This is a genomic window from Enterobacter sp. 940_PEND (assembly GCF_001059415.1).
GTDB classification, from domain to species: Bacteria; Pseudomonadota; Gammaproteobacteria; order Enterobacterales; family Enterobacteriaceae; genus Enterobacter; species Enterobacter cloacae_M.
This window is the reverse complement of record NZ_JUMS01000023.1, coordinates 84,749-109,206: the sequence shown is the minus strand read 5'-3', so window position 1 is coordinate 109,206 and position 24,458 is coordinate 84,749. Positions and strand designations below refer to the sequence as shown.

The 24,458-nt window shown below is 54.4% G+C and carries 23 protein-coding genes and 1 pseudogene; 10 read left to right on the top strand and 14 right to left on the bottom strand.

The window, feature by feature from the left end:
* Nucleotides 1-100: 100 nt before the first annotated feature.
* On the top strand, nucleotides 101-1,699 hold the full coding sequence (locus tag ADJ24_RS04785; protein ID WP_023312198.1) for an EAL domain-containing protein: 1,599 nt from the start codon (nucleotides 101-103) through the stop codon (nucleotides 1,697-1,699).
* A gap of 6 nt (nucleotides 1,700-1,705) precedes the next feature.
* Here the strand turns inward: ADJ24_RS04785 and yoaE are convergent, their stop codons facing one another.
* Both yoaE and ADJ24_RS25785 read right to left on the bottom strand, forming a co-directional pair.
* On the bottom strand, nucleotides 1,706-3,265 hold the full coding sequence (gene yoaE / locus ADJ24_RS04780; protein ID WP_023312199.1) for a CNNM family cation transport protein YoaE: 1,560 nt from the start codon (nucleotides 3,263-3,265) through the stop codon (nucleotides 1,706-1,708).
* Nucleotides 3,253-3,411 (bottom strand): protein YoaL, encoded by a 159-nt coding sequence (locus ADJ24_RS25785; protein ID WP_371287257.1) that lies wholly within the window; start codon nucleotides 3,409-3,411, stop codon nucleotides 3,253-3,255. Before ADJ24_RS25785 ends, yoaE begins: the two co-directional genes overlap by 13 nt.
* Nucleotides 3,412-3,728: 317 nt before the next feature.
* Here ADJ24_RS25785 and manX point away from each other — a divergent pair, with 317 nt between their 5' ends.
* The 5 genes from manX (at nucleotide 3,729) to mntP (ending at nucleotide 7,883) form a co-directional block, all read left to right on the top strand.
* Nucleotides 3,729-4,694 carry a PTS mannose transporter subunit IIAB gene (manX, locus tag ADJ24_RS04775; RefSeq protein WP_023312200.1) on the top strand — a complete coding sequence of 322 codons (966 nt, stop codon included), beginning with the start codon at nucleotides 3,729-3,731 and terminating at the stop codon, nucleotides 4,692-4,694.
* A gap of 46 nt (nucleotides 4,695-4,740) precedes the next feature.
* The gene (manY, locus tag ADJ24_RS04770) at nucleotides 4,741-5,541 is read left to right on the top strand and encodes a PTS mannose transporter subunit IIC (protein WP_008500490.1); all 801 of its coding nucleotides are present in this window, start codon (nucleotides 4,741-4,743) and stop codon (nucleotides 5,539-5,541) included.
* A 12-nt stretch (nucleotides 5,542-5,553) separates the two neighbouring features.
* Nucleotides 5,554-6,405, top strand: coding sequence for a PTS mannose transporter subunit IID (locus ADJ24_RS04765; RefSeq protein ID WP_006810994.1), 852 nt, complete (start codon nucleotides 5,554-5,556; stop codon nucleotides 6,403-6,405).
* Nucleotides 6,406-6,459: 54 nt separating this feature from the next.
* A complete protein-coding gene (locus ADJ24_RS04760; RefSeq protein WP_023312201.1) occupies nucleotides 6,460-6,918 on the top strand; it encodes a DUF986 family protein in 459 nt (152 codons plus the stop codon).
* Between the two features lie 398 nt (nucleotides 6,919-7,316).
* Nucleotides 7,317-7,883, top strand: a complete 567-nt coding sequence (mntP, locus tag ADJ24_RS04755; RefSeq protein ID WP_032668504.1) for a manganese efflux pump MntP — start codon at nucleotides 7,317-7,319, stop codon at nucleotides 7,881-7,883.
* On the opposite strand, the gene rlmA is transcribed toward mntP, so the two are convergent.
* The 7 genes and pseudogenes from rlmA to mgrB form a co-directional block, all read right to left on the bottom strand.
* Entirely contained in the window at nucleotides 7,880-8,695 is an 816-nt protein-coding gene (rlmA, locus tag ADJ24_RS04750; RefSeq protein ID WP_023312203.1) for a 23S rRNA (guanine(745)-N(1))-methyltransferase, read from the bottom strand. The two genes, mntP and rlmA, sit on opposite strands and share 4 nt — an antisense overlap.
* Nucleotides 8,696-8,760: 65 nt before the next feature.
* On the bottom strand, nucleotides 8,761-10,479 hold the full coding sequence (gene ftsI / locus ADJ24_RS04745; RefSeq protein ID WP_032668478.1) for a peptidoglycan glycosyltransferase FtsI: 1,719 nt from the start codon (nucleotides 10,477-10,479) through the stop codon (nucleotides 8,761-8,763).
* Between the two features lie 219 nt (nucleotides 10,480-10,698).
* Entirely contained in the window at nucleotides 10,699-10,908 is a 210-nt protein-coding gene (gene cspE / locus ADJ24_RS04740; RefSeq protein WP_001062678.1) for a transcription antiterminator/RNA stability regulator CspE, read from the bottom strand.
* 13 nt (nucleotides 10,909-10,921) lie between these two features.
* Nucleotides 10,922-11,066, bottom strand: a pseudogene (locus tag ADJ24_RS23400) (DUF2627 domain-containing protein).
* 525 nt (nucleotides 11,067-11,591) lie between these two features.
* Nucleotides 11,592-12,581 (bottom strand): MBL fold metallo-hydrolase, encoded by a 990-nt coding sequence (locus ADJ24_RS04735; RefSeq protein WP_023312205.1) that lies wholly within the window; start codon nucleotides 12,579-12,581, stop codon nucleotides 11,592-11,594.
* Between the two features lie 23 nt (nucleotides 12,582-12,604).
* Nucleotides 12,605-12,895, bottom strand: coding sequence for a YebO family protein (locus tag ADJ24_RS04730; RefSeq protein WP_023312206.1), 291 nt, complete (start codon nucleotides 12,893-12,895; stop codon nucleotides 12,605-12,607).
* Between the two features lie 74 nt (nucleotides 12,896-12,969).
* Complete coding sequence (gene mgrB, locus ADJ24_RS04725) at nucleotides 12,970-13,113, bottom strand: PhoP/PhoQ regulator MgrB (protein WP_006175995.1); 144 nt, start codon at nucleotides 13,111-13,113, stop codon at nucleotides 12,970-12,972.
* A gap of 161 nt (nucleotides 13,114-13,274) precedes the next feature.
* Here mgrB and ADJ24_RS04720 point away from each other — a divergent pair, with 161 nt between their 5' ends.
* The gene (locus tag ADJ24_RS04720; protein WP_023312207.1) at nucleotides 13,275-13,514 is read left to right on the top strand and encodes a YobH family protein; all 240 of its coding nucleotides are present in this window, start codon (nucleotides 13,275-13,277) and stop codon (nucleotides 13,512-13,514) included.
* A gap of 67 nt (nucleotides 13,515-13,581) precedes the next feature.
* On the opposite strand, the gene kdgR is transcribed toward ADJ24_RS04720, so the two are convergent.
* On the bottom strand, nucleotides 13,582-14,373 hold the full coding sequence (gene kdgR, locus ADJ24_RS04715; protein WP_023312208.1) for a DNA-binding transcriptional regulator KdgR: 792 nt from the start codon (nucleotides 14,371-14,373) through the stop codon (nucleotides 13,582-13,584).
* Between the two features lie 179 nt (nucleotides 14,374-14,552).
* On the opposite strand from kdgR, the gene ADJ24_RS04710 reads away from it, so the two are divergent.
* A complete protein-coding gene (locus ADJ24_RS04710) occupies nucleotides 14,553-15,926 on the top strand; it encodes an MFS transporter (protein ID WP_023312209.1) in 1,374 nt (457 codons plus the stop codon).
* A gap of 50 nt (nucleotides 15,927-15,976) precedes the next feature.
* Here ADJ24_RS04710 and htpX read toward each other — a convergent pair whose 3' ends face one another.
* The 4 genes from htpX to ADJ24_RS04690 form a co-directional block, all read right to left on the bottom strand.
* Nucleotides 15,977-16,858, bottom strand: coding sequence for a protease HtpX (gene htpX / locus ADJ24_RS04705; protein ID WP_023312210.1), 882 nt, complete (start codon nucleotides 16,856-16,858; stop codon nucleotides 15,977-15,979).
* Nucleotides 16,859-17,051: 193 nt separating this feature from the next.
* Entirely contained in the window at nucleotides 17,052-19,100 is a 2,049-nt protein-coding gene (gene prc / locus ADJ24_RS04700; protein ID WP_023312211.1) for a carboxy terminal-processing peptidase, read from the bottom strand.
* Nucleotides 19,101-19,119: 19 nt separating this feature from the next.
* Entirely contained in the window at nucleotides 19,120-19,806 is a 687-nt protein-coding gene (proQ, locus tag ADJ24_RS04695; protein WP_023312212.1) for an RNA chaperone ProQ, read from the bottom strand.
* Nucleotides 19,807-19,902: 96 nt separating this feature from the next.
* Nucleotides 19,903-20,400, bottom strand: coding sequence for a GAF domain-containing protein (locus tag ADJ24_RS04690; protein ID WP_008500476.1), 498 nt, complete (start codon nucleotides 20,398-20,400; stop codon nucleotides 19,903-19,905).
* A 132-nt stretch (nucleotides 20,401-20,532) separates the two neighbouring features.
* Between ADJ24_RS04690 and yebS the strand changes: the two genes are divergently transcribed.
* The gene (gene yebS / locus ADJ24_RS04685; protein ID WP_023312213.1) at nucleotides 20,533-21,816 is read left to right on the top strand and encodes a membrane integrity lipid transport subunit YebS; all 1,284 of its coding nucleotides are present in this window, start codon (nucleotides 20,533-20,535) and stop codon (nucleotides 21,814-21,816) included.
* A complete protein-coding gene (locus tag ADJ24_RS04680) occupies nucleotides 21,785-24,418 on the top strand; it encodes a PqiB family protein (RefSeq protein ID WP_023312214.1) in 2,634 nt (877 codons plus the stop codon). The genes yebS and ADJ24_RS04680 overlap by 32 nt, the downstream gene beginning before the upstream one ends.
* The last annotated feature ends 40 nt before the right edge of the window (nucleotides 24,419-24,458 follow it).

Sequence of the window (24,458 nt, the reverse complement as noted above, 5' to 3'; positions counted from 1 at the left end):
GCGAATTTCCCTCTTCTTTCTCGTCTCCTTCTGCTTTCCCCACTACACTTTTACTGTTGCGTCCGGCTTTTGTGGCTGGTGGCTTATCAGGCGACCGTTCATGCAAACTGCACAAACGATCATTAAAAACTATCGCCGAAAACGCGCTATCGTCTGTGTGACGGTTGCGCTCCTCACGCTCATCCTGACGTTAGGCATTCGCTTTATTTCACAGCGCAATGTTAACCAACAGCGGATCCTCGATTTTACAAGCCACACCGTTCGCGCCCTTGATAACGTCCTGCTTTCTTTAGAGAACCGCCGCAGCGTGCTGCAGCCCCTGGTGGGGCAGCCCTGCCCGCAGGCGCACCTGGCGCTGCGAAAGCAGGCCGCCATTTTGCAGACGGTACGCTCCATCGCCCTGATTAACGACGGAATCCTGTACTGCTCGAGTATTTTCGGGAGCCGCAATGTGCCCGTTCGCGACTTCCTGAAAGAATTACCCGCCAGCACGGCGAAGCTGATTTTATCGAGCGACCAGTGGCTGCTTAAGGGTAGCCCGATATTGATCCAGTGGTATCCCGTCTCTCAGGACGGTGAAGCTGGCGTTATCGAAATCATCAATATCGATCTGATTGCCAAAATGATCCTTGAGCCCCAGCGCCCGCTTATTAATGACGTGGCGCTAACCGTGGGCGATCGCTTTCTGCGCTATGGACAACGCGTCAGCGACAGCCTGACGTTTGATGAGGAGGGCTCTCTTTTCCGGCAATCGTCAACCCGAAACCCTTTCACCATTACGGTCAGCGGGCCAGGCCCTGGAGAATTAGCCTTAAAAAGCCTGCCAGCCCAGCTGCCGCTGGGACTCATGCTCAGCCTGCTGCTGGGCTATCTCGCCTGGCTGGCAACGGCAAACCGGATGAGCTTTACGTGGGAGATCGATATGGGCATTGCGGCGCGGGAATTTGAGCTTTTCTGCCAGCCGCTGGTGAATGCCCGTACCCAGGCGTGCACCGGCGTGGAGATCCTGCTGCGCTGGAATAACCCCCGTCAGGGTTGGATCACCCCGGAGGTGTTTATCCCCCTGGCAGAAGAACATAACCAGATTGTCCCCCTGACCCGCTACGTCATCGCCGAAACGGTGCGCCAGATAGGCTACTTCCCTTCCAGCGCCGGTTTTCACATCGCTATTAACGTCGCCGCCAGCCATTTCCGTCACGCGGTGTTGATACAGGACCTGAACCGCCTCTGGTTCAGCGCCTGTCCGCGCCAGCAGCTGGTGATTGAACTCACGGAACGGGATGCGCTGCTGGATGCGGATTATCGCATCGTGCGCGAACTGCATCGCAAAGGGGTGAAGCTGGCCATCGACGATTTTGGTACCGGGAACAGCTCCCTCTCCTGGCTTGAAAAGCTTCACCCGGACGTGCTGAAAATCGACCAGTCGTTTACCACCGCCATCGGCACCGACGCCGTGAACTCGACGGTGACGGATATGATTATTGCGCTGGGACAGCGGCTGAATATTGAACTGGTGGCTGAAGGGGTCGAGACGGAGGAGCAGGCGCGCTATTTGCGCCGCCATGGCGTGCCTGTCCTGCAGGGGTTTTTCTATGCGCGGCCCATGCCGCTACGGGATTTTCCGAAGTGGCTGGCGGGAAGTTCGTCCCCGCCAGCGCATCATAACGGGCACATCGTGCCCTTAATGCCGCTGCGCTAAGCCGGCTTACTCATCTTCGTCGTGGGCAGATTGTTCTTTAACAATGCGAACCATATCAACGCGATAGTCGTTGGCTTCAACGATCGTAATGTGCAGCGGCGCCAGCTCGATCACATCTCCGACGCGCGGGATTTGCCCGTTAACCGCGATCACCAGGCCGGCAACGGTCGCGATGTCTTCTTCATCGTTGATCACGTTTTCCAGCCCCAGCGTGTGCGAGAGCGCGTGCAGGTCGGTGGTACCTTTAACCAGCCAGCCTTCACCGTCGGCAACAATCTCTGGCGTTTCGTCGGCATCCGGGAATTCACCGGCAATCGCTTCCAGCACGTCCAGCGGCGTAACCAGCCCCTGCACCACGCCAAACTCGTTGGTGACGATAACAAAGCTACCGCGAGCGCGGCGCAGCACCCCGAGCAGGTTGATAGGATCCAGCGTTTCCGGCACGACAATCGCAGGCGACGCGGCGGCAACGGCTTCCACGTTGACGCCCTCTTCCAGGGCCACCAGCATCTCTTTTGCCCGCACCACGCCGATGATCTCATCCAGCTCTCCGCGACACACCGGGAACAGGCTGTGCGGAGAAGAGAGCAGCTGCTGGCGAATTTCATCGACGCTCAGGTTTGCATCAACCCAGCTGATTTCCCCACGCGGCGTCATGATGCCGCGCAGCGAACGGGAGGCCAGGGAGAGCACGCCGTTAATCATGTAGCGCTCTTGTTCCACAAACGCCCCTTCCGGGACCGGAACCGGGTTATGGTTTTCGGCATCAGACTGAACGTTAACCTGACGACGACCGCCCATCAGGCGCAGAATGGCATCCGCGGTACGGGCGCGCAGCGGCTGATTTGACTGCTGCTTAATAAAGTTACGGCGCGCAATCTGGTTGAACAGCTCGATCAGAATCGAGAAGCCAATCGCGGCGTACAGGTAGCCTTTCGGAATATGGAAGCCAAAACCTTCCGCCACCAGGCTCAGACCAATCATCAGCAGGAAGCTCAGACACAGCACGACCACCGTTGGATGCTGGTTAACGAAGCGCGTCAGCGGCTTCGAGGCCAGCAGCATGACCGCCATCGCAATAACGACAGCCGCCATCATTACCGGCAGATGATTCACCATGCCGACCGCCGTGATCACCGCATCCAGCGAGAAGACCGCATCAAGCACCACGATCTGCAGCACCACCACCCAGAAGCTGGCATAGCCTTTGCCGTGCCCATCATCGTGCTGACGGTTTTCCAGCCGCTCGTGTAGCTCCGTCGTCGCTTTGAAAAGCAGGAATATCCCCCCAATCAGCATGATTAAATCACGCCCGGAGAAGGTGTAATCCATGACGGAGAACAGCGGTTTGGTCAGCGTGACCATCCAGGAGATGACGGATAGCAGCCCCAGTCGCATAACCAGCGCCAGCGAGAGACCAATCAGACGCGCTTTATCACGCTGTTTTGGCGGCAGTTTGTCCGCAAGGATGGCGATAAACACCAGGTTATCAATGCCGAGAACAATCTCCAGCACCACCAGCGTGAGCAATCCCACCCAGATTGACGGGTCCATTAAGAATTCCATGACAAGCTCCTGCTAAAGGAATGACGAAACGGTGCCCCACTCAACGTGGGCAAAACTGAGGCAAACAGAGTCGATACGTGGCGAGGATCGCCGGTGAATATGGCGCGAAATGGCCTGGCAGATGACTGACGTCGGTGACGGTCCATATAGTGGGCTGTAGCCCTATACTCCTGAACGATTAAACGGAGGCTAAACATATCAGAGACAATGTGTTTTTAGCAAAGATTTACGTTCCTTTGCAAAGTTCTGTAACACAGCGGCTTTATGCTACAGATAAATCTGTCACGCGTGGCTAAATTACGGATCTTCATCACATAAATTATTTTTTCACTATCTAAAATAATTCGCGGAAGTCTTAGTTTTTTTGAACTCTAACCCTTATCTGAATCGATTCGGTTCGCCAATACGATTCTCAGTACGGCTGCCTGGCAGGCGTATTAATGATAATAAAAGGAGGTAGCAAGTGACCATTGCTATTGTCATAGGCACACATGGTTGGGCTGCTGAGCAGCTACTTAAAACGGCAGAGATGCTGTTGGGCGAGCAGGAAAACGTCGGCTGGATCGATTTCGTTCCCGGTGAAAACGCCGAGACGCTGATAGAGAAGTACAACGCTCAACTCGCGAAGCTGGATACCAGCAAAGGCGTGCTGTTTCTCGTTGATACATGGGGCGGCAGCCCGTTCAATGCCGCCAGCCGCATTGTCGTCGATAAAGAGCACTATGAAGTTGTCGCCGGGGTTAATATTCCCATGCTGGTGGAAACCTTCATGGCGCGCGACGACAATCCGGCGTTTGATGAGCTGGTGGCGCTGGCCGTTGAAACCGGTCGCGAAGGGGTAAAAGCCCTGAAGGCACAGCCGGTTGAAAAACCTGCCCCTGCGCCTGCAGCGGCACCAAAAGCGGCAGCACCGACAAAACCGATGGGCCCGAACGATTACATGGTCATCGGCCTGGCGCGTATTGATGACCGCTTAATCCACGGCCAGGTCGCGACGCGCTGGACCAAAGAGACCAACGTTCGACGCATTATCGTGGTCAGCGATGAAGTTGCCGCCGATACCGTACGTAAAACCCTTCTGACTCAGGTTGCTCCTCCTGGCGTTACCGCGCACGTCGTGGATGTCGCCAAGATGATCCGCGTTTACAACAACCCGAAATATGCGGGTGAACGCGTAATGCTCCTGTTCACTAACCCGACAGACGTTGAGCGCATTGTTGAAGGCGGCGTGAAAATCACCTCCGTGAACATCGGTGGTATGGCATTCCGTCAGGGCAAAACGCAGGTCAACAACGCCATTTCAGTCGATGCGAAAGATATCGAGGCATTCAACAAGCTGAATGCGCGCGGTATTGAACTGGAAGCCCGTAAGGTTTCTACGGATCAAAAACTGAAAATGATGGATTTGATCGGCAAAGTTGGGAAATAAGCCCGCGCCGGTTCTCATATAAAGTTTATGTAATAGGAGAAGTGCAATGGAGATTACCACTCTTCAGATTGTGCTGGTGTTCGTCGTCGCATGTATTGCGGGTATGGAATCCGTACTTGATGAATTTCAGTTCCACCGCCCTCTGGTGGCCTGTACGCTGATTGGGGCCGTTCTGGGTGACATGAAAACCGGTATCATCATCGGTGGTACCCTGGAAATGATCGCCCTGGGCTGGATGAACATCGGCGCGGCGGTTGCGCCCGATGCCGCGCTGGCCTCTATCATTTCGACCGTTCTGGTTATTGCTGGTCACCAGAGTATTGGTGCCGGTATCGCGCTGGCGATCCCGCTGGCTGCAGCTGGCCAGGTTCTGACCATCATCGTTCGTACTATCACCGTTGCCTTCCAGCACGCGGCGGATAAGGCGGCCGAAAACGGCAACCTCACGGCACTGTCGTGGATCCACGTTTCATCCCTGTTCCTGCAGGCGATGCGTATCGCGATCCCGGCGGTTATCGTGGCGATCTCTGTTGGTACCAGTGAAGTGCAGAGCATGCTGAACGCCATTCCAGAAGTGGTCACCGGCGGTCTGAACATCGCGGGCGGCATGATCGTGGTCGTCGGTTATGCGATGGTCATCAACATGATGCGCGCAGGCTATCTGATGCCGTTCTTCTACCTCGGCTTCGTGACCGCTGCCTTCACCAACTTCAACCTGGTTGCACTGGGTGTGATTGGTGCGGTAATGGCGATTCTCTACATCCAGCTCAGCCCGAAATATAACCGCGTCGCGGGTGCCCCAGCACAGGCTGCTGGTAACAACGATCTCGATAACGAACTGGACTAGCAGGTGAGCGAAATGGTTGATATGACAAAAACTACCACCGAGAAAAAACTCACTCCGGGTGATATTCGTGGCGTGTTCATCCGTTCTAACCTGTTTCAGGGTTCATGGAACTTCGAACGTATGCAGGCGCTGGGCTTCTGCTTCTCCATGGTGCCGGCGATCAAACGCCTGTACCCGGAAAACAACGAAGCGCGCCGTCAGGCGATCAAGCGTCACCTGGAATTCTTTAACACCCATCCTTACGTTGCGGCCCCCGTACTGGGCGTAACGCTGGCGATGGAAGAACAGCGTGCGAACGGCGCAGAGATTGACGACGGTGCCATCAACGGTATCAAAGTCGGCCTGATGGGCCCGCTGGCCGGTGTCGGTGACCCAATCTTCTGGGGTACCGTCCGTCCGGTCTTCGCGGCGCTGGGTGCCGGTATCGCGATGAGCGGCAGCCTGCTTGGCCCGCTGCTGTTCTTCATCCTGTTCAACGCCGTGCGCCTGCTGACCCGATACTACGGTGTGGCCTACGGTTACCGTAAAGGGGTGGACATCGTTAAGGACATGGGCGGCGGCTTCCTGCAAAAACTGACTGAGGGGGCGTCAATCCTCGGCCTGTTTGTCATGGGGGCGCTGGTTAACAAGTGGACGCACGTGAACATCCCGCTGGTGGTATCGACCATCACCGGTCAGGATGGTCAGACCCGCGTCACCACCGTGCAGACGATTCTGGACCAGCTGATGCCTGGCCTGGTACCGCTGCTGTTGACCTTTGCCTGCATGTGGCTGCTGCGTAAGAAAGTGAACCCGCTGTGGATTATCGTTGGCTTCTTCGTCATCGGTATCGCGGGCTACGCTGTCGGCCTGCTGGGTCTGTAAGTTTCAATGCTATAGGCCGGGGGCTTGCCCCCGGTTTTTTTATCTGGAGGATGAATGACTGTCGCGGACATCGTACTGGTTTTATTTATTGCTGCCCTTCTGGCTTACGCGATCTATGACGAATTCATCATGCCCCGCCGTCACGGCGAGACGCTGCTCTCCCTTCCCCTTCTGCGACGCGGGCGCGTGGATGCGTTTATCTTCGCGGGTCTCATCGTTATTCTTATTTACAATAACGTCACCAGCCATGGTGCAATATTAACCACATGGTTATTATGTGCGCTGGCATTAATGGCGGTTTATCTGTTCTGGATCCGCACGCCGAAAATCATTTTTAAATCCCGCGGATTTTTCTTCGCCAATGTGTGGATAGAATATAACCGTATAAAAGAGATGAATTTATCCGAAGACGGTGTGCTGGTGATGCAATTAGAACAACGCCGCCTGCTTATTCGGGTGAAGAATATTGACGACCTGGAAAAGATATACAATTTACTTGTTAAAACTCAATGAGTTAAATATATAGCAATGGCTATATTCTGTGTTTATCTTCCGCAAGAAATATAGCCAAAGCTATATCCCTTTCGTTAATTTGTTCTCTATTTGTTAACGATATTTTCACGCTTAAAGACAAATGAAAATCGTTATCACCAAGCATTTTAAATAATGCCTCTTCATTGTTGTTTTATATTCTCAAAATATGTTAAGGTTGCGCCCGTCGTTGGGGAGTAGCCGATTTCCTGCTCGCAGGAAATGTACGTGTCAACATACTCGTTGAAAAACGTGGCGCGTACGGATCGCTGACAGCACATCTTATGTGCGGCGCGATCAGGCGAGACCATAGATACATCAACTGCTGTTTACTGGGGGCAGTGATGTGTCATATGGATATCCCCGGTCTGGACGCTGTTATGAATATCTCCGCTACGATCCTCCTCGCTTTTGGCATGTCCATGGACGCTTTTGCGGCTTCCATCGGAAAAGGCGCCACGCTCCACAAACCTAAGTTCTCAGAAGCCCTGCGTACCGGCCTCATTTTTGGCGCTATCGAAACGCTGACGCCGCTTATCGGTTGGGGACTTGGCATGCTCGCCAGCCAGTTCGTGCTGGAGTGGAACCACTGGATTGCCTTCGTACTGCTGGTGTTTCTCGGTGGCCGAATGGTGATAGAAGGTTTTCGCGGCGGTGATGATGAAGACGAGGAGCCGCAGCACCGCCACGGGTTCTGGCTGCTGGTCGCCACGGCAATTGCCACCAGCCTTGATGCGATGGCCGTCGGCGTCGGTCTGGCATTCCTGCAGGTCAATATTATCGCCACCGCGCTGGCCATCGGCTGCGCAACGCTGATCATGTCCACGCTGGGCATGATGGTCGGACGGTTTATCGGCCCGCTGCTGGGTAAACGCGCCGAGATCCTGGGAGGAATTGTGCTGATTGGCATTGGTGCCCAGATCCTCTGGGCACACTTCGCCGGTTAATCTTCGCGCTGCCAGACGTGGATACTGAAATCCGTCTGGCAGTTAAATATTGATTGTACAGCTAACGCTTCCCACACTTCCGGTTTTGCCCGCCACGCGAACGGCGTCATCTGCAGCAGCGCGGTTGCTTCTTCCCCTTTAAGCGTCATTTCATACGCTACGGTTTGCTCCTGCTTCAGGGTAAAACCGGCCAGCTGTTCAGAATGAGGGGCATGCAGTCGCACTTCGTCGTAGATCAGCCCTTTCAGCTCCATCAGATGACGCGGGCCCGGCGTTACGGTGACTACCCATCCGCCCGGTTTCACCACGCGAGCCAGCTCTTCCGCCTTGCAGGGCGCGTAAATGCGGATAACCGCATCCATGCTGGCATCGTCAAACGGCAGCCGGTGGCTGGATGCCACGCAGAACGTCACGTCCGCGTAACGCTTTGCCGCCGCGCGAATGGCCACTTTCGACACGTCCAGACCGAATGTCAACGCGCCCTTCTCGCGTGCAATCCCGGCAAACCGTGCGGTGTAATACCCTTCCCCGCAGCCGATATCGAGCATGGCGGTGGCTGAACCCGGCAGGATGTCATTCAGCATCTGCGCGACGGTCTCCCGCAGCGGCAGATAGTGCCCGGCATCCAGAAACGCACGACGCGCCTGCATCATCTCTGCACTGTCGCCTGGATCGCGGGAGCGCTTATGCTGCACCGGCAGAAGATTCACGTAGCCTTCTTTTGCCATATCAAACTGATGCCCCTGCGGACAGGTACAGCTTTTATCTGAATGCGTCAGGGGGGCGTGGCAAAGGGGGCAGCTGAAGGACATGGTGACTCCGGAGCATAATCAAAGGGCGAAGTGTACCGCTATTCGCCCTGGTTATAAACGCCCGGTTAACGCATAACGATAAGGTGATCGGAGCCCGCCGGTAACCCGTCAGGTTTTACATTCTCCAGACGCAGCACGTTACCCATAATCTCGCTGAAGACAGGCGCGGAAACGGCACCGCCGTAGTAGGCGCCATTTTGCGGATCGTTAATGACCACCACCAGAGCAAAGCGCGGATCGCTGGCGGGCGCAACGCCGGCCGTATACGCAACGTATTTATCGACGTACTTTCCGCTGTCGTCAATTTTCTTCGCCGTGCCGGTTTTCACCGCCACCCGGTAATCGCGAATGGCGGCCTTAACGCCCCCGCCGCCGGGCAGCGCAACGCTCTCCATCATGTGTTCCACCTCGTGTGCGATCTCTTCCGGCATGACCCGGTGCCCGATAACGGGTGGATCGATACGCGTAATCGAGAGAGGTCGCTCGAGCCCGAAGCCTCCGATCGTGGCGTAGACGTGCGCCAGCTGGAGCGGCGTCACCATCAGCCCGTAGCCGAAGGCAAAGGTCGCACGATCGAGCTGGCTCCAGTATTTACGATTTGGCAACAGCCCCGCGCTCTCGCCCGTTAAGCCAAGCCCCGTATTCGTGCCAAACCCAAAGTTTCGATAGGTATCAATAAGATGCTGGACAGGCATTGCCAGAGAGAGTCGGGATACGCCGGTGTCGCTCGATTTTTGCAGGATCCCGGTCATCGTCAGTTCAGGATAATAGCCCACGTCGCGGATACGATGCCCGTCAAGGGTATACGGGTGAGTGTCAATCACGCTGTCCGGCTGGACCAGGCCCTGCTGCAGGGCCGTCATCAGCACCAGCGGCTTGACCGTCGAACCGGGTTCGAACGTATCGCTGATCGCGCGATTACGAAAATCGTTTATCGTCGCGCCTTCCCGATTATTGGGGTTGAAATCCGGATAGCTCGCCATGGCGAGTATTTCCCCGGTTGGGATATTTATTAGCACCGATGCGCCAGACTCGGCCTTGTTCCAGGCCACGGCATTATCGAGTGCATCTTCGGTGATGGTTTGCAGCCGCTCGTCGATACTTAACTGGATGTTATGCGCCGGCACGGGCGCCACTTCCGTCAGGTTTTCAACCACGCGACCGTAGCGGTCTTCCCTTACCTGCCGCACTCCGGCCTTGCCGGTCAGCTGCGCGTTAAAGCTTTTTTCCACACCTTCAATGCCCTGCCCGTCAATATTGGTGAAGCCAATCAGGTTCGCTGCCACATGGCCGGCAGGATAAAAACGGCGGGATTCATCGCGTAAATTGATACCGGGCAGATTCAGCTTATCGATCCACTTCGCCTGTGCGGGATCGACCTGACGGGCAAGATAAATAAAACGCCCCTGCGGGATGGCGTTGATTCTCGCCGAAAGTGTGCCCAGGGAGAGATGCAGCGCGTTTGCCAACGCCTGCCAGCGTTCGTCAATGCCAACGCCCCCTTTTGCCAGCACCGTTTTAGGATCGGCCCAGACGGCCCGGACGGGCACGCTCACCGCCAGGGGGCGACCTTCGCGATCCATTATCATGCCCCGCGGCGCATCAATCGCCAGCTGGCGGAGGGATCGCATATCTTCCTGCTTCACCAGATTGTCAGGCTTGATGATTTGCAGCCAGGCAACGCGGCCCAGCAAAAAAGCCAGACTACAAAAAATAGCTAAACAGAGCAGCACAAAACGCGCTGGCGTGAAATTGCCAGCGGTGGTTATCAATTTCTTCTTCACCTGAACCCCAGGACTGTTAAACAACGCCCTGATTTAACGGGAAAAGATGGGTTTAAGGTGGCAAAACAGTGCTACTAACCTCGCAGCTTTGCAACAAGTTACTAACAAGACCGCCAATGGTAATATTTTGAAAGATAAGGGACATAAAAAAGCCCCGCATTATGCGAGGCTTTATGTCTGAGATTGAAGTGCGAAGCGCTTCAGTCAGCAGCGGTTCGATCAGATAGCAGTTACGTTAACTGCAGCTGGGCCTTTCTGGCCGTCCTGAATTTCGAACTCAACGTTCTGGCCTTCAGCCAGAGTTTTGAAGCCGTTACCCTGGATTGCAGAGAAGTGTACGAACACGTCTTTGCTGCCGTCAGCAGGAGTAATGAAACCAAAACCTTTAGACTCGTTGAACCACTTAACTTGACCTTTAATCTTTGCCATTTTGCAAAATTCCTTAGAGTGTTTTCTTAGCCCGCAGGCATTAACTGAGATAAAACTGAGACATTACTGCATGAGGCACTAATATAAGGTTCGGCAGAGAAGCGGTATTCAACGACAACGTGTTTACTCAGGACTTCTTTACTGAAAATGCCACACATAAACAGAACTGTACCTCGTTTGACCCAAAACGTGTTATCACACACTATGTTTAATATGGCAAGCCATTTTTAAACATGTCTCGATCCGCCGCACAAATTCGAACAGTGCCTGTCAGGTTTTGCACAATTATGCGCATCACTTACAGACAGCTCTGCTGCGTAACAAAGACCCAGCGTTGCTTTCACAAGCGCTGTAATCTAAGACTTTTTTAACATAGCTCAATCATTACGAAGCGTCCAGCAAACGGGAAAAGAAATCTTACGTCCTGATTGAGTTAGAACAATTTGTGAAAACTTATGCTTAAATCATTGTAACGCGACCAAATTGTTTCAGAGAAAAAACACTGTTAATAACCCGCGCCGAACTGTATTAAAATGCACCAACTAATAAACAGTGTTATGCACCAAAATAATGAAATTTTTATGACTCTGCATCAAAAGAAGGCAAGCAAAACGTTTCGATAAAAATAAAACATTCCTGCACGCGTTTACATACAGAATATATGCACTACGTTATCGCTTCGCTTATAAGGATAAATACTCACCAACTTTCAGTACCCTGAAAGAATGATTAACTGGTGCTAAATTATCTAGCGCGTCAGTTAACTCCCGCACAGGTTCATCAAGGGCTTCATCTGCCAGTTCAAACACGCCCCAGTGAATGGGAAACGCCAGAGGACAACCCAGCTGCTGCCACAATGCCACCGCAGATTGCGGATCCATATGATGGACAGCCATGAACCATCGTGGGGCATAGGCACCTATTGGTAACGCGGCAGCATCGATATGGCCAAGGCGTTCAGGTATCAATAGCAGTTCAGGCGAATACCCCGTATCTCCGCTGAACCAGAAACGATGATGTCGACCTTCCATAACCCAGCCGCACCATAATGAGCGATTGCGGTTCCATGGCGTGCGCATACTCCAGTGCTGTGCCGGTACGGCGGTCAGCGTCATCCCCTGCCAGGTGAAGCTCTGCCACCAGTCGAGCTCAACCACGCGTTTTGCCCCCCGGCGGCGAAACCAGTCGGCCAGGCCCAGCGGAACAAAAAAACTGACCTCAGGGAAGCGTTTGAGAATACGGCGAATGGTCACATCATCAAGATGATCGTAATGATTATGGGAGATGACGACCGCATCAAGCTGATTGAGTTGACAGACTGACAGCACGGGAGGCGTTTTGCGCTGGGGTCCCAGGAAAGGGAGTGGAGAAGCGCGCTGTGAAAAAACCGGATCGGTAAGGATGATATTGCCGTCCAGCTGCAGCATTACGCTCGCGTGTCCCAGCCACCATACCCCATCTTCATGAGGTTGCGTAAGCTCAACCGGTTGCCACCACTGTTGGATAAAGTCTTCATAGCCCAGCGCGGGTGGCTTCGGTAAACCGGCCTCTTTACGCGCTTTGCGCCAACGGTCAAGATCGCCGGGTTGATGTCCGACAGGATCGGTATTACGAAAACCGTTCGGGGTGTGATGTTTCAGGGAGGGGTCATACCAGGGATTTTTCCAGACCACAGCCACCTCCCAGCATAAAAAGATTAACGCTCAGCCACCAGGCGGATAAAGTCGTCTTCGTCTTTGCTTTCTTCAGCGACCGCGTCTTTCGGCGCGTCTTTCTCTTCCGGTTCGTTAGCCTCACACAGACGGCGTAGCAGCGCATTCTGACGTTTTTGCTGATCGAGCAGCGCTTCCAGCAGTTCAATCTGCTCGTTAGTACGGGAGCTGGCGCGGTTCACAAAAAACCAAATGACCAGGCCCACAAGCAGAACAACCAAAGAAATCATCAGGGATGCCATATTCAGCAGCCCTGAATTCAGTAACTCACCCATTTCACCACCTCAATAAAAACGTCTATTTTACCACTGGCGCGAAGGAAGGAAATCACCTTGAGAAAAAATGCGTATTACCACGGAATAAACTTATTGATTGCGCAAACGCCGCTAAAAAACTGTACATCCTGATCGCACATCACATTGATCGTCTGCGTCCATAACACCACGCACGCTATCAGCACGATAATCAGAATTACCCAGCGTATTTTTTTCACTCCACACTCCGTCTAAAAACCTGATGTAACGAGGTTAACACGCTTATCTTAAACAAGGACTAACTGTACCGCCATCGCACTTTTTTCAGAATCCTGCACTTGTTTCATCGTGTAAACCGTTTACGCTAGCTTTATGATAACAACGACAAAAGAGGTTAATGATGCGCTTCATTATTCGAACAATTATTGCACTGGCTATCGTCTGGATTGGCCTTCTGCTCACGGGTTATGGCGTGCTTGTTGGAAGCACCGAAAACGCAGCCGGGTTAGGGATTCAATGTAAATATTTAACAGCACAGGGCGTGAGCACTGCGCAATATCTGCATACTGACAGCGGGATCGTTGGCTTGACCAACTGTCCGGTCCTGCGAAAGACATCCGTCGTGATTGATAATGGCTAATCAGCAGGTGACATGACTGATATAAAAAACGCCGCAGCAGATGCGGCGTTTTTTATGCGAGCAGAGATTAAAACGGGTAGTCGTGATAACCCATTTGTTCAGAAATCTTACGTGCGGCAGTGTGCAGAATAGCCACATACTCATGCAGGCGCTCTTCGGAGAAGCGTAAGGTTGGGAAGGAGATACTTAAGCCCGCGATTACTACGCCAAAGCGGTCAAACACCGGAACGCCGATGCAGCGCAGCCCTTCTTCCTGCTCTTCGTTATCTTCGCCATACCCCTGCTCACGTACGCGATCGAGCACCGTTAACAGCGCGTCTGTGCTGGTAATGGTTCGCGAGGTACTTTGCTTGTATTCCACGCCTTCGAGGATCTGTTTCACTTCCTCACGATCGCGCCAGGCCAGCAGAACCTTACCAATCGCGGTGCTGTAGAGCGGGTTGCGACGACCAATGCGCGAGTACATGCGCAAATTGTACATGGAGTCGATTTTATGGATGTAAACAATGCTGTCTTCATCCAGCGCACCGAGATGGATGGTCTCTTTGGTCAGGCGAGAGATTTCACGCATCTGGATATCAGCGCTGCGGATCAGGTCAACATTTTGCAGCGCACGAGCGCCCAGCTCAAACAGCTTAAGCGTCAGAGAGTATTTTTCAGATTCGCCTTCCTGGGCAACGTAGCCCAGCGACTTCATGGTTTGTAAAAAGCGATATACGGTGCTTTTAGACATCATCACGCGCTGCGACAACTCTGTAATACCTATTTCACGCTCTTCCCCCAGCGCCTGTAAGATGCCAAACACCTTCAGCACGGAAGAAACAGAATCTGGCTGTTTATCCAAATCCGCAATAGCCATTTACCACCTCATAGAGAGTGTTTTATAAAAATCAGAACCGGTTTTTATTATAAGTTCCCGTCATGTCACCTGCAATCAATCCGCGTTTACTTCGTTACAAATCTGCGACATATCGCGGCTGTAACAATGCTAAAATAGTTATCCTGAGAATAATTTCATGCTGAGCTTTTTTAATCCTAATGGAAAAGACCCTTTCCGATGGCCTGCCTTTACCCCAGCGGTATGGCGCTATAGCGACCATCATTATCGGTATCTCAATGGCCGTCCTTGACGGCGCAATCGCGAACGTTGCCCTGCCAACCATCGCCAGCGACCTGCATGCCTCTCCCGCCAGTTCGATATGGATCGTTAACGCATATCAGATTGCGATTGTGGTTTCCCTGCTCTCGTTCTCTTTCCTGGGCGATATGTTCGGTTACCGTCGGGTGTATCAGTGCGGCCTGGTGGTTTTCACCTTCACGTCCTTGCTATGCGCCCTTTCAGATTCGCTGCATACCTTGACGCTTGCCCGCATCGCGCAGGGTTTTGGCGGCGCGGCGCTCATGAGCGTAAACACGGCGTTGATCCGCTTAATTTATCCCCAGCGTCATCTGGGGCGCGGCATGGGGATAAACTCGTTTATTGTCGCTGTCTCTTCCGCCGCCGGGCCAACTATTGCGGCGGCGATCCTTTCCGTTGCGTCATGGCAATGGCTGTTTGCTATTAACGTGCCGCTGGGCATTGTCGCTATATTCTTTGCCCTTCGCTTTCTTCCCGCTAACGGCCCTAAAAGCACCATGCCGCGCTTTGATGTGGCGAGTGCGGTGATGAATGCCCTGACCTTTGGCCTGCTGATTACGGCGCTGAGCGGCTTTGCGCAGGGACAGTCTCTGATGCTTACCGGAGCGGAGCTTATCGCCCTGCTGGCGATCGGATTCTTCTTTGTTCGCCGCCAGCTCACTCTCCCCGTGCCTTTACTGCCGGTCGATCTGCTGCGTATTCCCCTTTTTTCCCTCTCCATTTGCACGTCTGTCTGCTCGTTCTGCGCCCAAATGCTGGCTCTGGTATCTTTGCCCTTCTTTCTGCAGAGCGTGGTCGGCCGTTCAGAAGTGGAGACCGGCCTGCTGTTAACCCCCTGGCCACTGGCGACCATGGTGATGGCGCCGCTGGCAGGTTACTTAATTGAACGCGTCCATGCCGGTTTACTGGGAGCATTGGGGCTTGCGGTGATGGCGACAGGCCTATTCGCGCTGGCGCTGCTACCGTCATCGCCAACCGATCTGGACATCATCTGGCGCATGATCCTGTGCGGCGCAGGATTTGGCCTGTTCCAGTCCCCTAACAATCACACCATCATCACTTCCGCGCCGCGCCATCGCAGCGGTGGTGCCAGCGGCATGCTGGGGACCGCGCGCCTTCTGGGACAAAGCAGCGGCGCAGCCCTGGTCGCCCTGATGTTTAACCTCGCCGGGCAAAACGGCAACCATGTTGCGCTTCTCACCGCGGGAGCCCTTGCCTCGCTCGCGGCGGTCATCAGCGGCCTGCGCGTGACCCAGCCCAGGGTTCAGGCATAAAAAAAGCCGGGCGGAGTGTTCTCCTGCCCGGCTTATTAGAGTTCTTAGCGTTACTTCAGATATTCCCCACTGCGCAGCGCTTCGATACGTTTATCCAGCGGCGGGTGAGACATAAACAGCTCGCTCAGCGATTTGGATTTACCGTTAATGCAGAAGGCCATCATGCTGTTCGCTTCCTGCGGCTCGTAGCTGGTTTTCAGACGCTGCAGCGCGGCAATCATCTTCTCACGACCAACCAGCTTCGCCGAGCCGGCATCCGCGTGGAATTCACGGTGGCGGGAGAACCACATGGTGATGATGCTGGCCAGAATACCGAATACCAGTTCCAGAACCATCGAAACGGCGAAGTAGATCAGCGGGTTGCCGTTGCTCTCTTCACCTTCATCACGGTCTCCGCCCATAAAGCCTGCCGCGATCTGCGCCAGAATACGGGAGATGAAGATCACGAAGGTGTTCACCACGCCCTGAATCAGGGTCATGGTCACCATGTCACCGTTGGCGATATGGCTGATTTCGTGGGCAATAACCGCTTCGGCTTCGTCACGGCTCATGTTCTGCAGCAATCCGGTGCTGACGGCAACCAGTGACGCATCGCGACGGGCGCCCGTGGCGAAAGCGTTGATGTCCGGGGCATGGTAAATCGCCACCTGCGGCATGGCGATCCCGGCCTGACGGGATTGCTGAGCCACCGTGTTCATCAGCCACTGTTCCATATCGTTACGCGGCTGTTCAATAACCTCACCACCCACCGATTTCAGTGCCATCCACTTCGACATCAGCAGGGAGATGAACGAGCCACCAAAACCAAACAGCAGCGCCATAATCAACAGACCCTGAACGCTGCTCGACTGAATTCCTGTCAGGCTTAGCACGAGCCCGAAAACCACCATGACCGCCAGGTTGGTGAGCAGGAAGAGCGCGATTCGCATCATAATTTTCTTTTTACCTCAGTTTAACAAAACGCACTATGCGATTACCCACATCGTATGGGTATTGCGGCTATTTTCAAGCATCCGGCGGGCGTAAGTCACCAGAAAGACACAACTTTACACAATTGGAAATCTGACTGACGGAAGGATGCAGAACAAAAAGAAACAGGCACAATTTCTTGTGCCTGTTGGGAGGTTATTTTGCCGGAGCGGGCTGTACGGCTTGTTTCTCTTTTTCCTGATTCGCCAGGTCGAGAGCGATATGCACCGTCTCGTCCAGATACGGATCCGGCTCCTGGTAATCTTTTGGCAGATCGTCCAGTTTCTTGAGCAGAGGCTTGCCTTCGCGCTTGAAGCGATCGTTGATACGCGCCAGGCGGGTTGCATCATCCTCGTTGTTCTCTTTCTCACGCTGTGCATAGTTCAGAGAAACGATATTCCGCTTATCTTTCAGGGCATTGAATCGTGCAATGTCCTTCATGATGTACTGGAACTCCGGATCTTTCGCGATGCGGTCGTTATGCGCTTTCAGCAGTTCTGGGCCAAATTGCGTCATATCACCCGCTTTCACGTAGGTCGCGGCATTGATGCTGTCCCACGGCAAGGCGTTATCTTCAAACTTCTCGCCGGTTTCCGTCTCTTCCGTGCCTGTCGGCATCATGATGTCCGGCGTTACGCCCTTACGCTGCGTACTGCCGCCGTTCACGCGGTAGAATTTCTGAATGGTGTACTGAACTGAGCCCAGCGCAGGCCATTCCGGACGCAGCATCTGATCGTAAATACGATTCAGAGAGCGATACTGCTGTACGGTACCTTTCCCGAAGGTTGGCTCACCGACAATCAGCGCGCGACCATAGTCCTGCATTGCAGCGGCAAAGATTTCAGACGCGGAAGCACTGAAGCGGTCAACCAGGACCACCAGCGGGCCTTTGTAGTAGACCACACCGTCGTTGTCGGCATCTTCACGCACTTTACCGTTGTTATCGCGCACCTGAACCACCGGGCCAGATGGAATGAACAGACCGGAGAGTGAAACCGCTTCTGTCAGCGCCCCGCCGCCGTTACTGCGCAGGTCGATGATAATGCTGCTGACGTTCTGCTTCTCAAGCTTCTGCAGCTGAACTTTCACATCGTCAGTCAGCCCTACGTAGAAGCCAGGAATATCCAGGACACCGACCTTCTCTTTACCCACGGTTTTCACCGACATTTTCACCGCGCGGTCTTCCAGACGGATACGCTCGCGGGTCAGGGTAACGATACGGGTTTTAGTGCCTTTACCGGCAGGCAGAATTTCCAGACGAACCTTGCTGCCTTTCGGACCTTTGATCAGCGCAACCACGTCATCGAGACGCCAGCCGATCACGTCGACCATGTTCTGGCCTGTTTGTCCTACACCCACAATGCGATCGCCTACGCTAATCGCTTTGCTTTTGGACGCCGGGCCACCCGCGACCATGGAATTGATCACCGTGTAATCATCGTCCATCTGCAGCACCGCGCCGATACCTTCCAGAGACAGGCTCATCTCGGTATTGAACTGTTCGGTGTTGCGTGGAGAGAGATAGTTGGTGTGCGGATCAATTTCGTGCGCAAAGGCGGTCATCGCGAGTGAGAAAACATCCTCACTATTGGTCTGCGCCAGACGACGAATGGCAAATTTGTAACGACGCGTCAGCGTGTCACGGATCTCTTTTTCGTCTTTGCCAGTCAGCTTAAGGCTCAGTTCGTCGTATTTAACTTTACCGTCCCACAGCGCATTCAACTCGGCTTCATCTTTCGGCCAGGGTGCTTTACTGCGATCCAGATTAAAGGTGTCAGTGCCGGTGAAGTCCATCGGACGTTCCAGCACTTTCAGCGCGTACTGATAGCGTTCAAAGCGGCGCTTTTGCGACAGGTTGTAGAGATCGTAAAACAGATCCAGCTTGCCTGAACGCAACTCATCACCCACCTCGGATTTGCGCTTAGCGAACTGCTCGACATCGCTGGCGAGCAAAACGTTATGGCTGTAATCCAGCAAGTTCAGATAGCGGTCAAAGATTTTGGCCGAAAAGGCCTGATCGAGATCGAACTGACGATAGTGCGAGCGGGTAAAACGTGAGGTCACGCGCTCGCTCACCGTCGCATGTTGCGTCTCTTCCTTGAGTACCGGAATTTGATCAACACGCGTGATATCGTCCACTGCAAAAGCGTGACCTGTTATGGCAAACAGGCCCGCCAGCGCGGTGAGCTTAAAAAAAGTGTTCATGCCAGGCTTGGCCTCCGTTTCAGAACAACAAGTGTTCTGCGCGTACAATCATTGACATACCAGAAGTCAGCTGTACACGAACGCCATCTTTGGTGATTTCCAGTACGGTGGCGTCCATAGCATTGTTACCCGCTTTTACCTTCAGTGCCTGACCTACGCTCAGGGCGTTAATGTCAGAAACCGGCGTATGGCGCGGCTCTTCACGAGGGGCACGCGGGGCTTTTGCTGCTGGTTTGTCTGCACGCGGTTTGCGATCGTTATTATCGTGACGGCGCGGCGCAGGGCGTGGTTTACGCTCACGACGAGGCGCTTCTTCCTGGCCGTTTGCCGCTGCGGTTTCGCGTTTTTTCGCCTGCTGTTCTGCACGTTGTGCCTGAACGCGTGCTTTGGCTTCTTCAAGCTGCTTGCGCGCGTGCTCAACGTGCTGCTCGTCCAGCTCACCGCAAGGGTTGCCGTCGAGGTCCACGCGGGTCGCGCCTGGTTTGATACCGTACAGGTAACGCCAGCTCGAAGTATAAAGACGTAAGGCGGAACGCAGCTGAGTTTTGCTGAGGTTCATTTCCCCTTCAACACGCGCCACCAGATCCTGAAAAATACCGACTTTCAGGGGACGAGCTTCACCTTCCGCGCTGAAGCACTGCGGGAAACGCTCGGCCAGAAATGCGATAACTTCTTTACTGCTATTCAACTTAGGTTGATTTTCCATGAAATTTCCTGATTACAACGGACGTTGCCAACAAGCGCAGGCATGAACAGGCGTCATTATAATGACGCTATCAGTAAATGCTACGTTATCCGTTGATTATCCTGCGACGCTCGCAAAGAATTTTTGATAATCGGTTGCAGCGAGTACGTTTTCCAGATTCGCCACCAGCTCGCGTAGCCCCTGTTCGTCCTCGGTTGTAAAGCGACTGAAGACCGTACTGTCGATATCCAGAACGCCAATAATCTGATTTTTTACCACCAGCGGCAGAACGATTTCAGAATTACTGGCAGCATCACAGGCAATATGCCCGTCAAACGCATGAACATCTTCCACACGCTGGACCTGATTTTCGGCCACCGCCGTGCCGCATACGCCACGCCCTACCGGAATACGCACGCAGGCCAGTTTGCCCTGGAACGGGCCGAGCACCAGCGTTTCACCTTCCAGGAGGTAAAAGCCGGCCCAGTTCACGTCAGAGAGACGTTCAAACAGCAATGCGCTAGTATTTGCCAGAGTAGCTAAGAAGCTGGTCTCACCCGCCATCAATGCCTTAAAATCGCGGTTCAGATCCGCGTAGAATTCTGTTTTGTTCATTATTCAATCACTTAGTTGTCTTACAAATTTACCGCATAGCCTATTAAAATAAGCATTAAATGCGCTCATGCTCAAGATGAATCCGTTCATGAGTTATTATAACTTTCAACAATACTTATTTGTGCGCAGCTGATGGCCTTAAAAACAACCAAAATTACGCCGACAAGAAAGATAACTGTCCATACGGTAAGCGAAGCTTTGCCACGTGCACATTATCAGCGTTGCCCCCAGTGCGATACGCTTTTTATGTTGCCGAAGATGAAATCGCACCAAAGTGCCTTTTGTCCCCGCTGCGACGCCAAAATTCGCGATGGCCGCGACTGGTCGCTCACCCGCCTCGCCGCCATGGCCGTCACCATGCTGCTGCTGATGCCCTTCGCCTGGAGCGAACCGCTGCTGAAACTCTACCTGCTTGGCGTGCGCATTGACGCCAACGTGCTGCAGGGTATCTGGCAGATGACCCGTCAGGGGGATCCCATCACCGCTGCAATGGTGCTGTTCTGTACCGTTGGCGCGCCGCTGGTGCTGGTCGCCGCCATTGCCTATCTGTGGTTTGGCAATATTCTCGGCATGAACCTTCGCCCGGTTCTGCTGATGCTGGACAAGCTCAAAGAGTGGGTGATGCTGGATATTTATCTGGTGGGCGTGGGCGTTGCGTCAATAAAGGTACAGGACTACGCCTTTTTGCAGCCCGGCATCGGACTCTTTGCTTTCATCAGCCTGGTATTGCTGAGCATACTGACGCTTATCCACCTGAACGTTGAACAGCTCTGGGAGCGATTTTACCCTCAGCGCCCCGCCACGCGTCCTGATGAAAATCTGCGCGTCTGTCTGGGATGTCACTATACCGGCTTGCCCGACGCGCGTGGTCGCTGCCCGCGGTGCCACATTCCGTTGAGGCTGCGGCGCAACAACAGCCTGCAAAAATGCTGGGCCGCGCTGATCGCTTCCCTGGTGTTTCTGATCCCAGCCAATATGTTGCCGATTTCCATCATTTACGTGAATGGCGGGCGTCAGGAGGATACTATCCTCTCCGGGATTATCTCCCTTGCGCACAGCAACGTCGGGGTGGCGGCGATCGTCTTCATTGCCAGTATCCTGGTTCCCTTTACCAAAGTGGTGGTGATGTTTACCCTGCTCATCAGCATTCACTTTAAATGTGAACAAGGCTTACGGACCCGCATTCTGCTGCTGCGGTTCGTCACCTGGATTGGCCGCTGGTCAATGTTAGATCTGTTCGTGATATCGCTGATGATGTCGCTCATCAATCGCGACCAGCTACTTGCTTTTACAATGGGACCCGCGGCTTTTTATTTCGGCTCTGCGGTGATATTGACTATTCTTGCTGTGGAATGGCTGGATAGCCGCTTACTTTGGGATGCACATGAGTCAGGAAACCCCCGCTTCGCCGACTGAAGCGAGAATTAAAACAAAACGCCGCATTTCGCCATTCTGGTTGCTGCCCGTCATCGCCCTGATGATTGCAGGCTGGCTTATCTGGACGAGCTATGAAGATCGCGGGAGTACCGTCACCATTGATTTTCAGACCGCCGACGGCATCGTCGCCGGGCGAACGCCCGTTCGCTTCCAGGGGGTTGAAGTGGGTACGGTTCAGGATATCTCCCTTGGAAAAGGGTTGAACAAGATTCAGGTGCGGGTCAGTATTAAATCTGACATGCAGGATGCCCTGCGCAGCGAAACGCAGTTCTGGCTGGTGACGCCAAAAGCCTCTCTGGCCGGCGTGTCCGGGCTGGATGCGCTCGTGGGCGGTAACTATATCGGCATGATGCCGGGTAAAGGTGAGCCGCAGGATCACTTTGTTGCCCTGGATACACAGCCCAAGTACCGCCTCAACAACGGCGATTTAATGATCCATCTGCAGGCGCCGGATCTCGGTTCTCTGAACAGCGGTTCGCTGGTCTATTTCCGCAAAATCCCGGTTGGCCGCGTGTACGATTACGCGATCAACCCGAATAAACAGGGCGTCACCATAGACGTGCTGATCGAGCGTCGCTTCACCAATCTGGTGAAAAAAGGCAGCCGCTTCTGGAACGTCTCCGGCGTGGATGCGGACGTCAGCCTGAGCGGTGCGAAAGTGAAGCTGGAAAGTCTGGCCGCGCTGGTGAATGGTGCCATTGCCTTTGACTCCCCGGAAAACTCAAGCCCCGCCACCGCGGATGACTCATTTGGATTGTACGCTGACCTGGCGCACAGCCAGCGGGGCGTGCTCGTCAAACTCGCCCTGCCCGATGCTAAGGGGCTAAAAGCGGGTGCAACGCCGCTGATGTATCAGGGGTTGCAGGTTGGTCAGCTCACCAAAATGACGCTCAACCCGGGCGGCTCGGTCACCGGCGAAATGACTGTCGATCCGAGCGTGGTCGATCTCCTGCGCGAGAAAACGCGTATCGAAATGCGCAGTCCAAAGCTCTCTCTGAACGATGCCAGCCTCAGCACGCTGTTGACCGGCAATACGTTTGAGCTCATCCCCGGCGAAGGTAAACCCAGCAATAGCTTCGTGATTGCCCCGGCGGATAAATCCCTGCTGCAAAAGCCGGGCGTAGTGACCGTCACGCTGAATGCGCCAGAAAGTTACGGAATCGAAGCCGGTCAGCCGTTAATTTTACACGGCGTGCAGGTCGGCCAGGTGCTGGAGCGTAAGCTCTCCGCGAATGGCGTGACCTTCTCGGTCGCCATCGATCCGCAGTACAGCGACCTGGTGCACGGTGACAGCAAATTCGTGGTGAACAGTCGCGTCGATGTGAAGGTGGGACTGGACGGCGTGGAGTTCCTCGGCGCCAGCGCCAGCGAATGGGTTAACGGCGGCATCCGCATTCTGCCCGGCGATAAAGGCCCCGTTCGCGACAGCTATCCGCTGTATGCCAACCTTGAGAAAGCGGTTGAAAACAGCCTGAGCGATCTCCCTACCACCACGCTGACGCTAAGCGCCGAGACGCTGCCGGACGTACAGGCGGGCTCCGTGGTGCTCTACCGCAAGTTTGAGGTCGGGGAAGTTATCACCGTTCGCCCGCGTGCGGATGCGTTTGATATCGAACTGCATATCAAGCCGGAGTACCGCAAGCTGCTGACGCCAAACAGCGTCTTCTGGGCCGAAGGCGGCGCGAAAGTTCAGCTTAACGGTAACGGGCTGACCGTGCAGGCCTCCCCGCTCTCACGCGCGCTGCGCGGAGCGATTAGCTTCGATAACCTCAGCGGCGCGGGCGCGAATCTGCGGAAAGGCGATAAGCGTATTCTCTTCCCGTCCGAAACCGCCGCACGCGCCGTGGGTGGACAGATTACCCTGCACGCGTTTGATGCCGGCAAGCTGGCGGAAGGTATGCCAATTCGCTATCTCGGCATTGATATCGGGCAGATCCAGAAGCTGACGCTGATTACCTCGCGCAACGAGGTGCAGGCCACCGCTGTGCTGTACCCGGAATATGTGCAGACCTTCGCCCGCACGGGTTCGCGCTTCTCGGTGGTGACGCCGCAGATCTCGGCCGCGGGCGTTGAGCATCTCGACACCATTTTGCAGCCGTACATCAACGTTGAGCCGGGCCAGGGCAATGCCCGTCGTGATTTCGAGCTTCAGGAAGCCACGATCACCGACTCGCGCTACCTTGGCGGCCTGAGCATCGTGGTGGAAGTGCCGGAAGCGGGCTCGCTCAGCATCGGCACCCCGGTACTGTTCCGCGGCATTGAAGTGGGTACGGTCACGGGCCTGACGCTCGGTACGCTCTCCGACCGCGTAATGGTGGCGTTACGCATCAGCGAGCGTTACCAGCACCTGGTCCGTAATAACTCGGTATTCTGGCTGGCGTCCGGCTATTCACTGGACTTTGGCCTGACGGGTGGCGTGGTGAAAACCGGCACCTTCAACCAGTTCATTCGCGGCGGTATCGCGTTTGCCACGCCGCCGGGCACGCCGCTGGCGCCAAAAGCGCAGCCGGGTAAACACTTCCTGCTGCTCGAAAGCGAACCGAAAGAGTGGCGTGAATGGGGAACCGCCCTGCCGCGTTAATCTGACAGGCTCCGGTGTCAACGCACCGGAGCCTTTATGT

Excerpts from the sequence above, each read along its gene's own strand:
- ADJ24_RS04730 (WP_023312206.1), bottom strand. The coding sequence starts at position 12,895 with ATGGGTGAGTTACTGAATTCAGGGCTGCTGAATATGGCATCCCTGATG.
- yebS (WP_023312213.1), top strand. The coding sequence starts at position 20,533 with ATGGCCTTAAAAACAACCAAAATTACGCCGACAAGAAAGATAACTGTC.
- kdgR (WP_023312208.1), bottom strand. The coding sequence starts at position 14,373 with ATGGCTATTGCGGATTTGGATAAACAGCCAGATTCTGTTTCTTCCGTG.
- mntP (WP_032668504.1), top strand. The coding sequence starts at position 7,317 with ATGAATATCTCCGCTACGATCCTCCTCGCTTTTGGCATGTCCATGGAC.
- proQ (WP_023312212.1), bottom strand. The coding sequence starts at position 19,806 with ATGGAAAATCAACCTAAGTTGAATAGCAGTAAAGAAGTTATCGCATTT.
- htpX (WP_023312210.1), bottom strand. The coding sequence starts at position 16,858 with ATGATGCGAATCGCGCTCTTCCTGCTCACCAACCTGGCGGTCATGGTG.
- ADJ24_RS04680 (WP_023312214.1), top strand. The coding sequence starts at position 21,785 with ATGAGTCAGGAAACCCCCGCTTCGCCGACTGAAGCGAGAATTAAAACA.
- ADJ24_RS04690 (WP_008500476.1), bottom strand. The coding sequence starts at position 20,400 with ATGAACAAAACAGAATTCTACGCGGATCTGAACCGCGATTTTAAGGCA.
- yoaE (WP_023312199.1), bottom strand. The coding sequence starts at position 3,265 with ATGGAATTCTTAATGGACCCGTCAATCTGGGTGGGATTGCTCACGCTG.
- ADJ24_RS04785 (WP_023312198.1), top strand. The coding sequence starts at position 101 with ATGCAAACTGCACAAACGATCATTAAAAACTATCGCCGAAAACGCGCT.
- ADJ24_RS04765 (WP_006810994.1), top strand. The coding sequence starts at position 5,554 with ATGGTTGATATGACAAAAACTACCACCGAGAAAAAACTCACTCCGGGT.
- ADJ24_RS04710 (WP_023312209.1), top strand. The coding sequence starts at position 14,553 with ATGGAAAAGACCCTTTCCGATGGCCTGCCTTTACCCCAGCGGTATGGC.
- ADJ24_RS04760 (WP_023312201.1), top strand. The coding sequence starts at position 6,460 with ATGACTGTCGCGGACATCGTACTGGTTTTATTTATTGCTGCCCTTCTG.
- cspE (WP_001062678.1), bottom strand. The coding sequence starts at position 10,908 with ATGGCAAAGATTAAAGGTCAAGTTAAGTGGTTCAACGAGTCTAAAGGT.
- ADJ24_RS25785 (WP_371287257.1), bottom strand. The coding sequence starts at position 3,411 with ATGGACCGTCACCGACGTCAGTCATCTGCCAGGCCATTTCGCGCCATA.
- manY (WP_008500490.1), top strand. The coding sequence starts at position 4,741 with ATGGAGATTACCACTCTTCAGATTGTGCTGGTGTTCGTCGTCGCATGT.
- prc (WP_023312211.1), bottom strand. The coding sequence starts at position 19,100 with ATGAACACTTTTTTTAAGCTCACCGCGCTGGCGGGCCTGTTTGCCATA.
- ADJ24_RS04720 (WP_023312207.1), top strand. The coding sequence starts at position 13,275 with ATGCGCTTCATTATTCGAACAATTATTGCACTGGCTATCGTCTGGATT.
- rlmA (WP_023312203.1), bottom strand. The coding sequence starts at position 8,695 with ATGTCCTTCAGCTGCCCCCTTTGCCACGCCCCCCTGACGCATTCAGAT.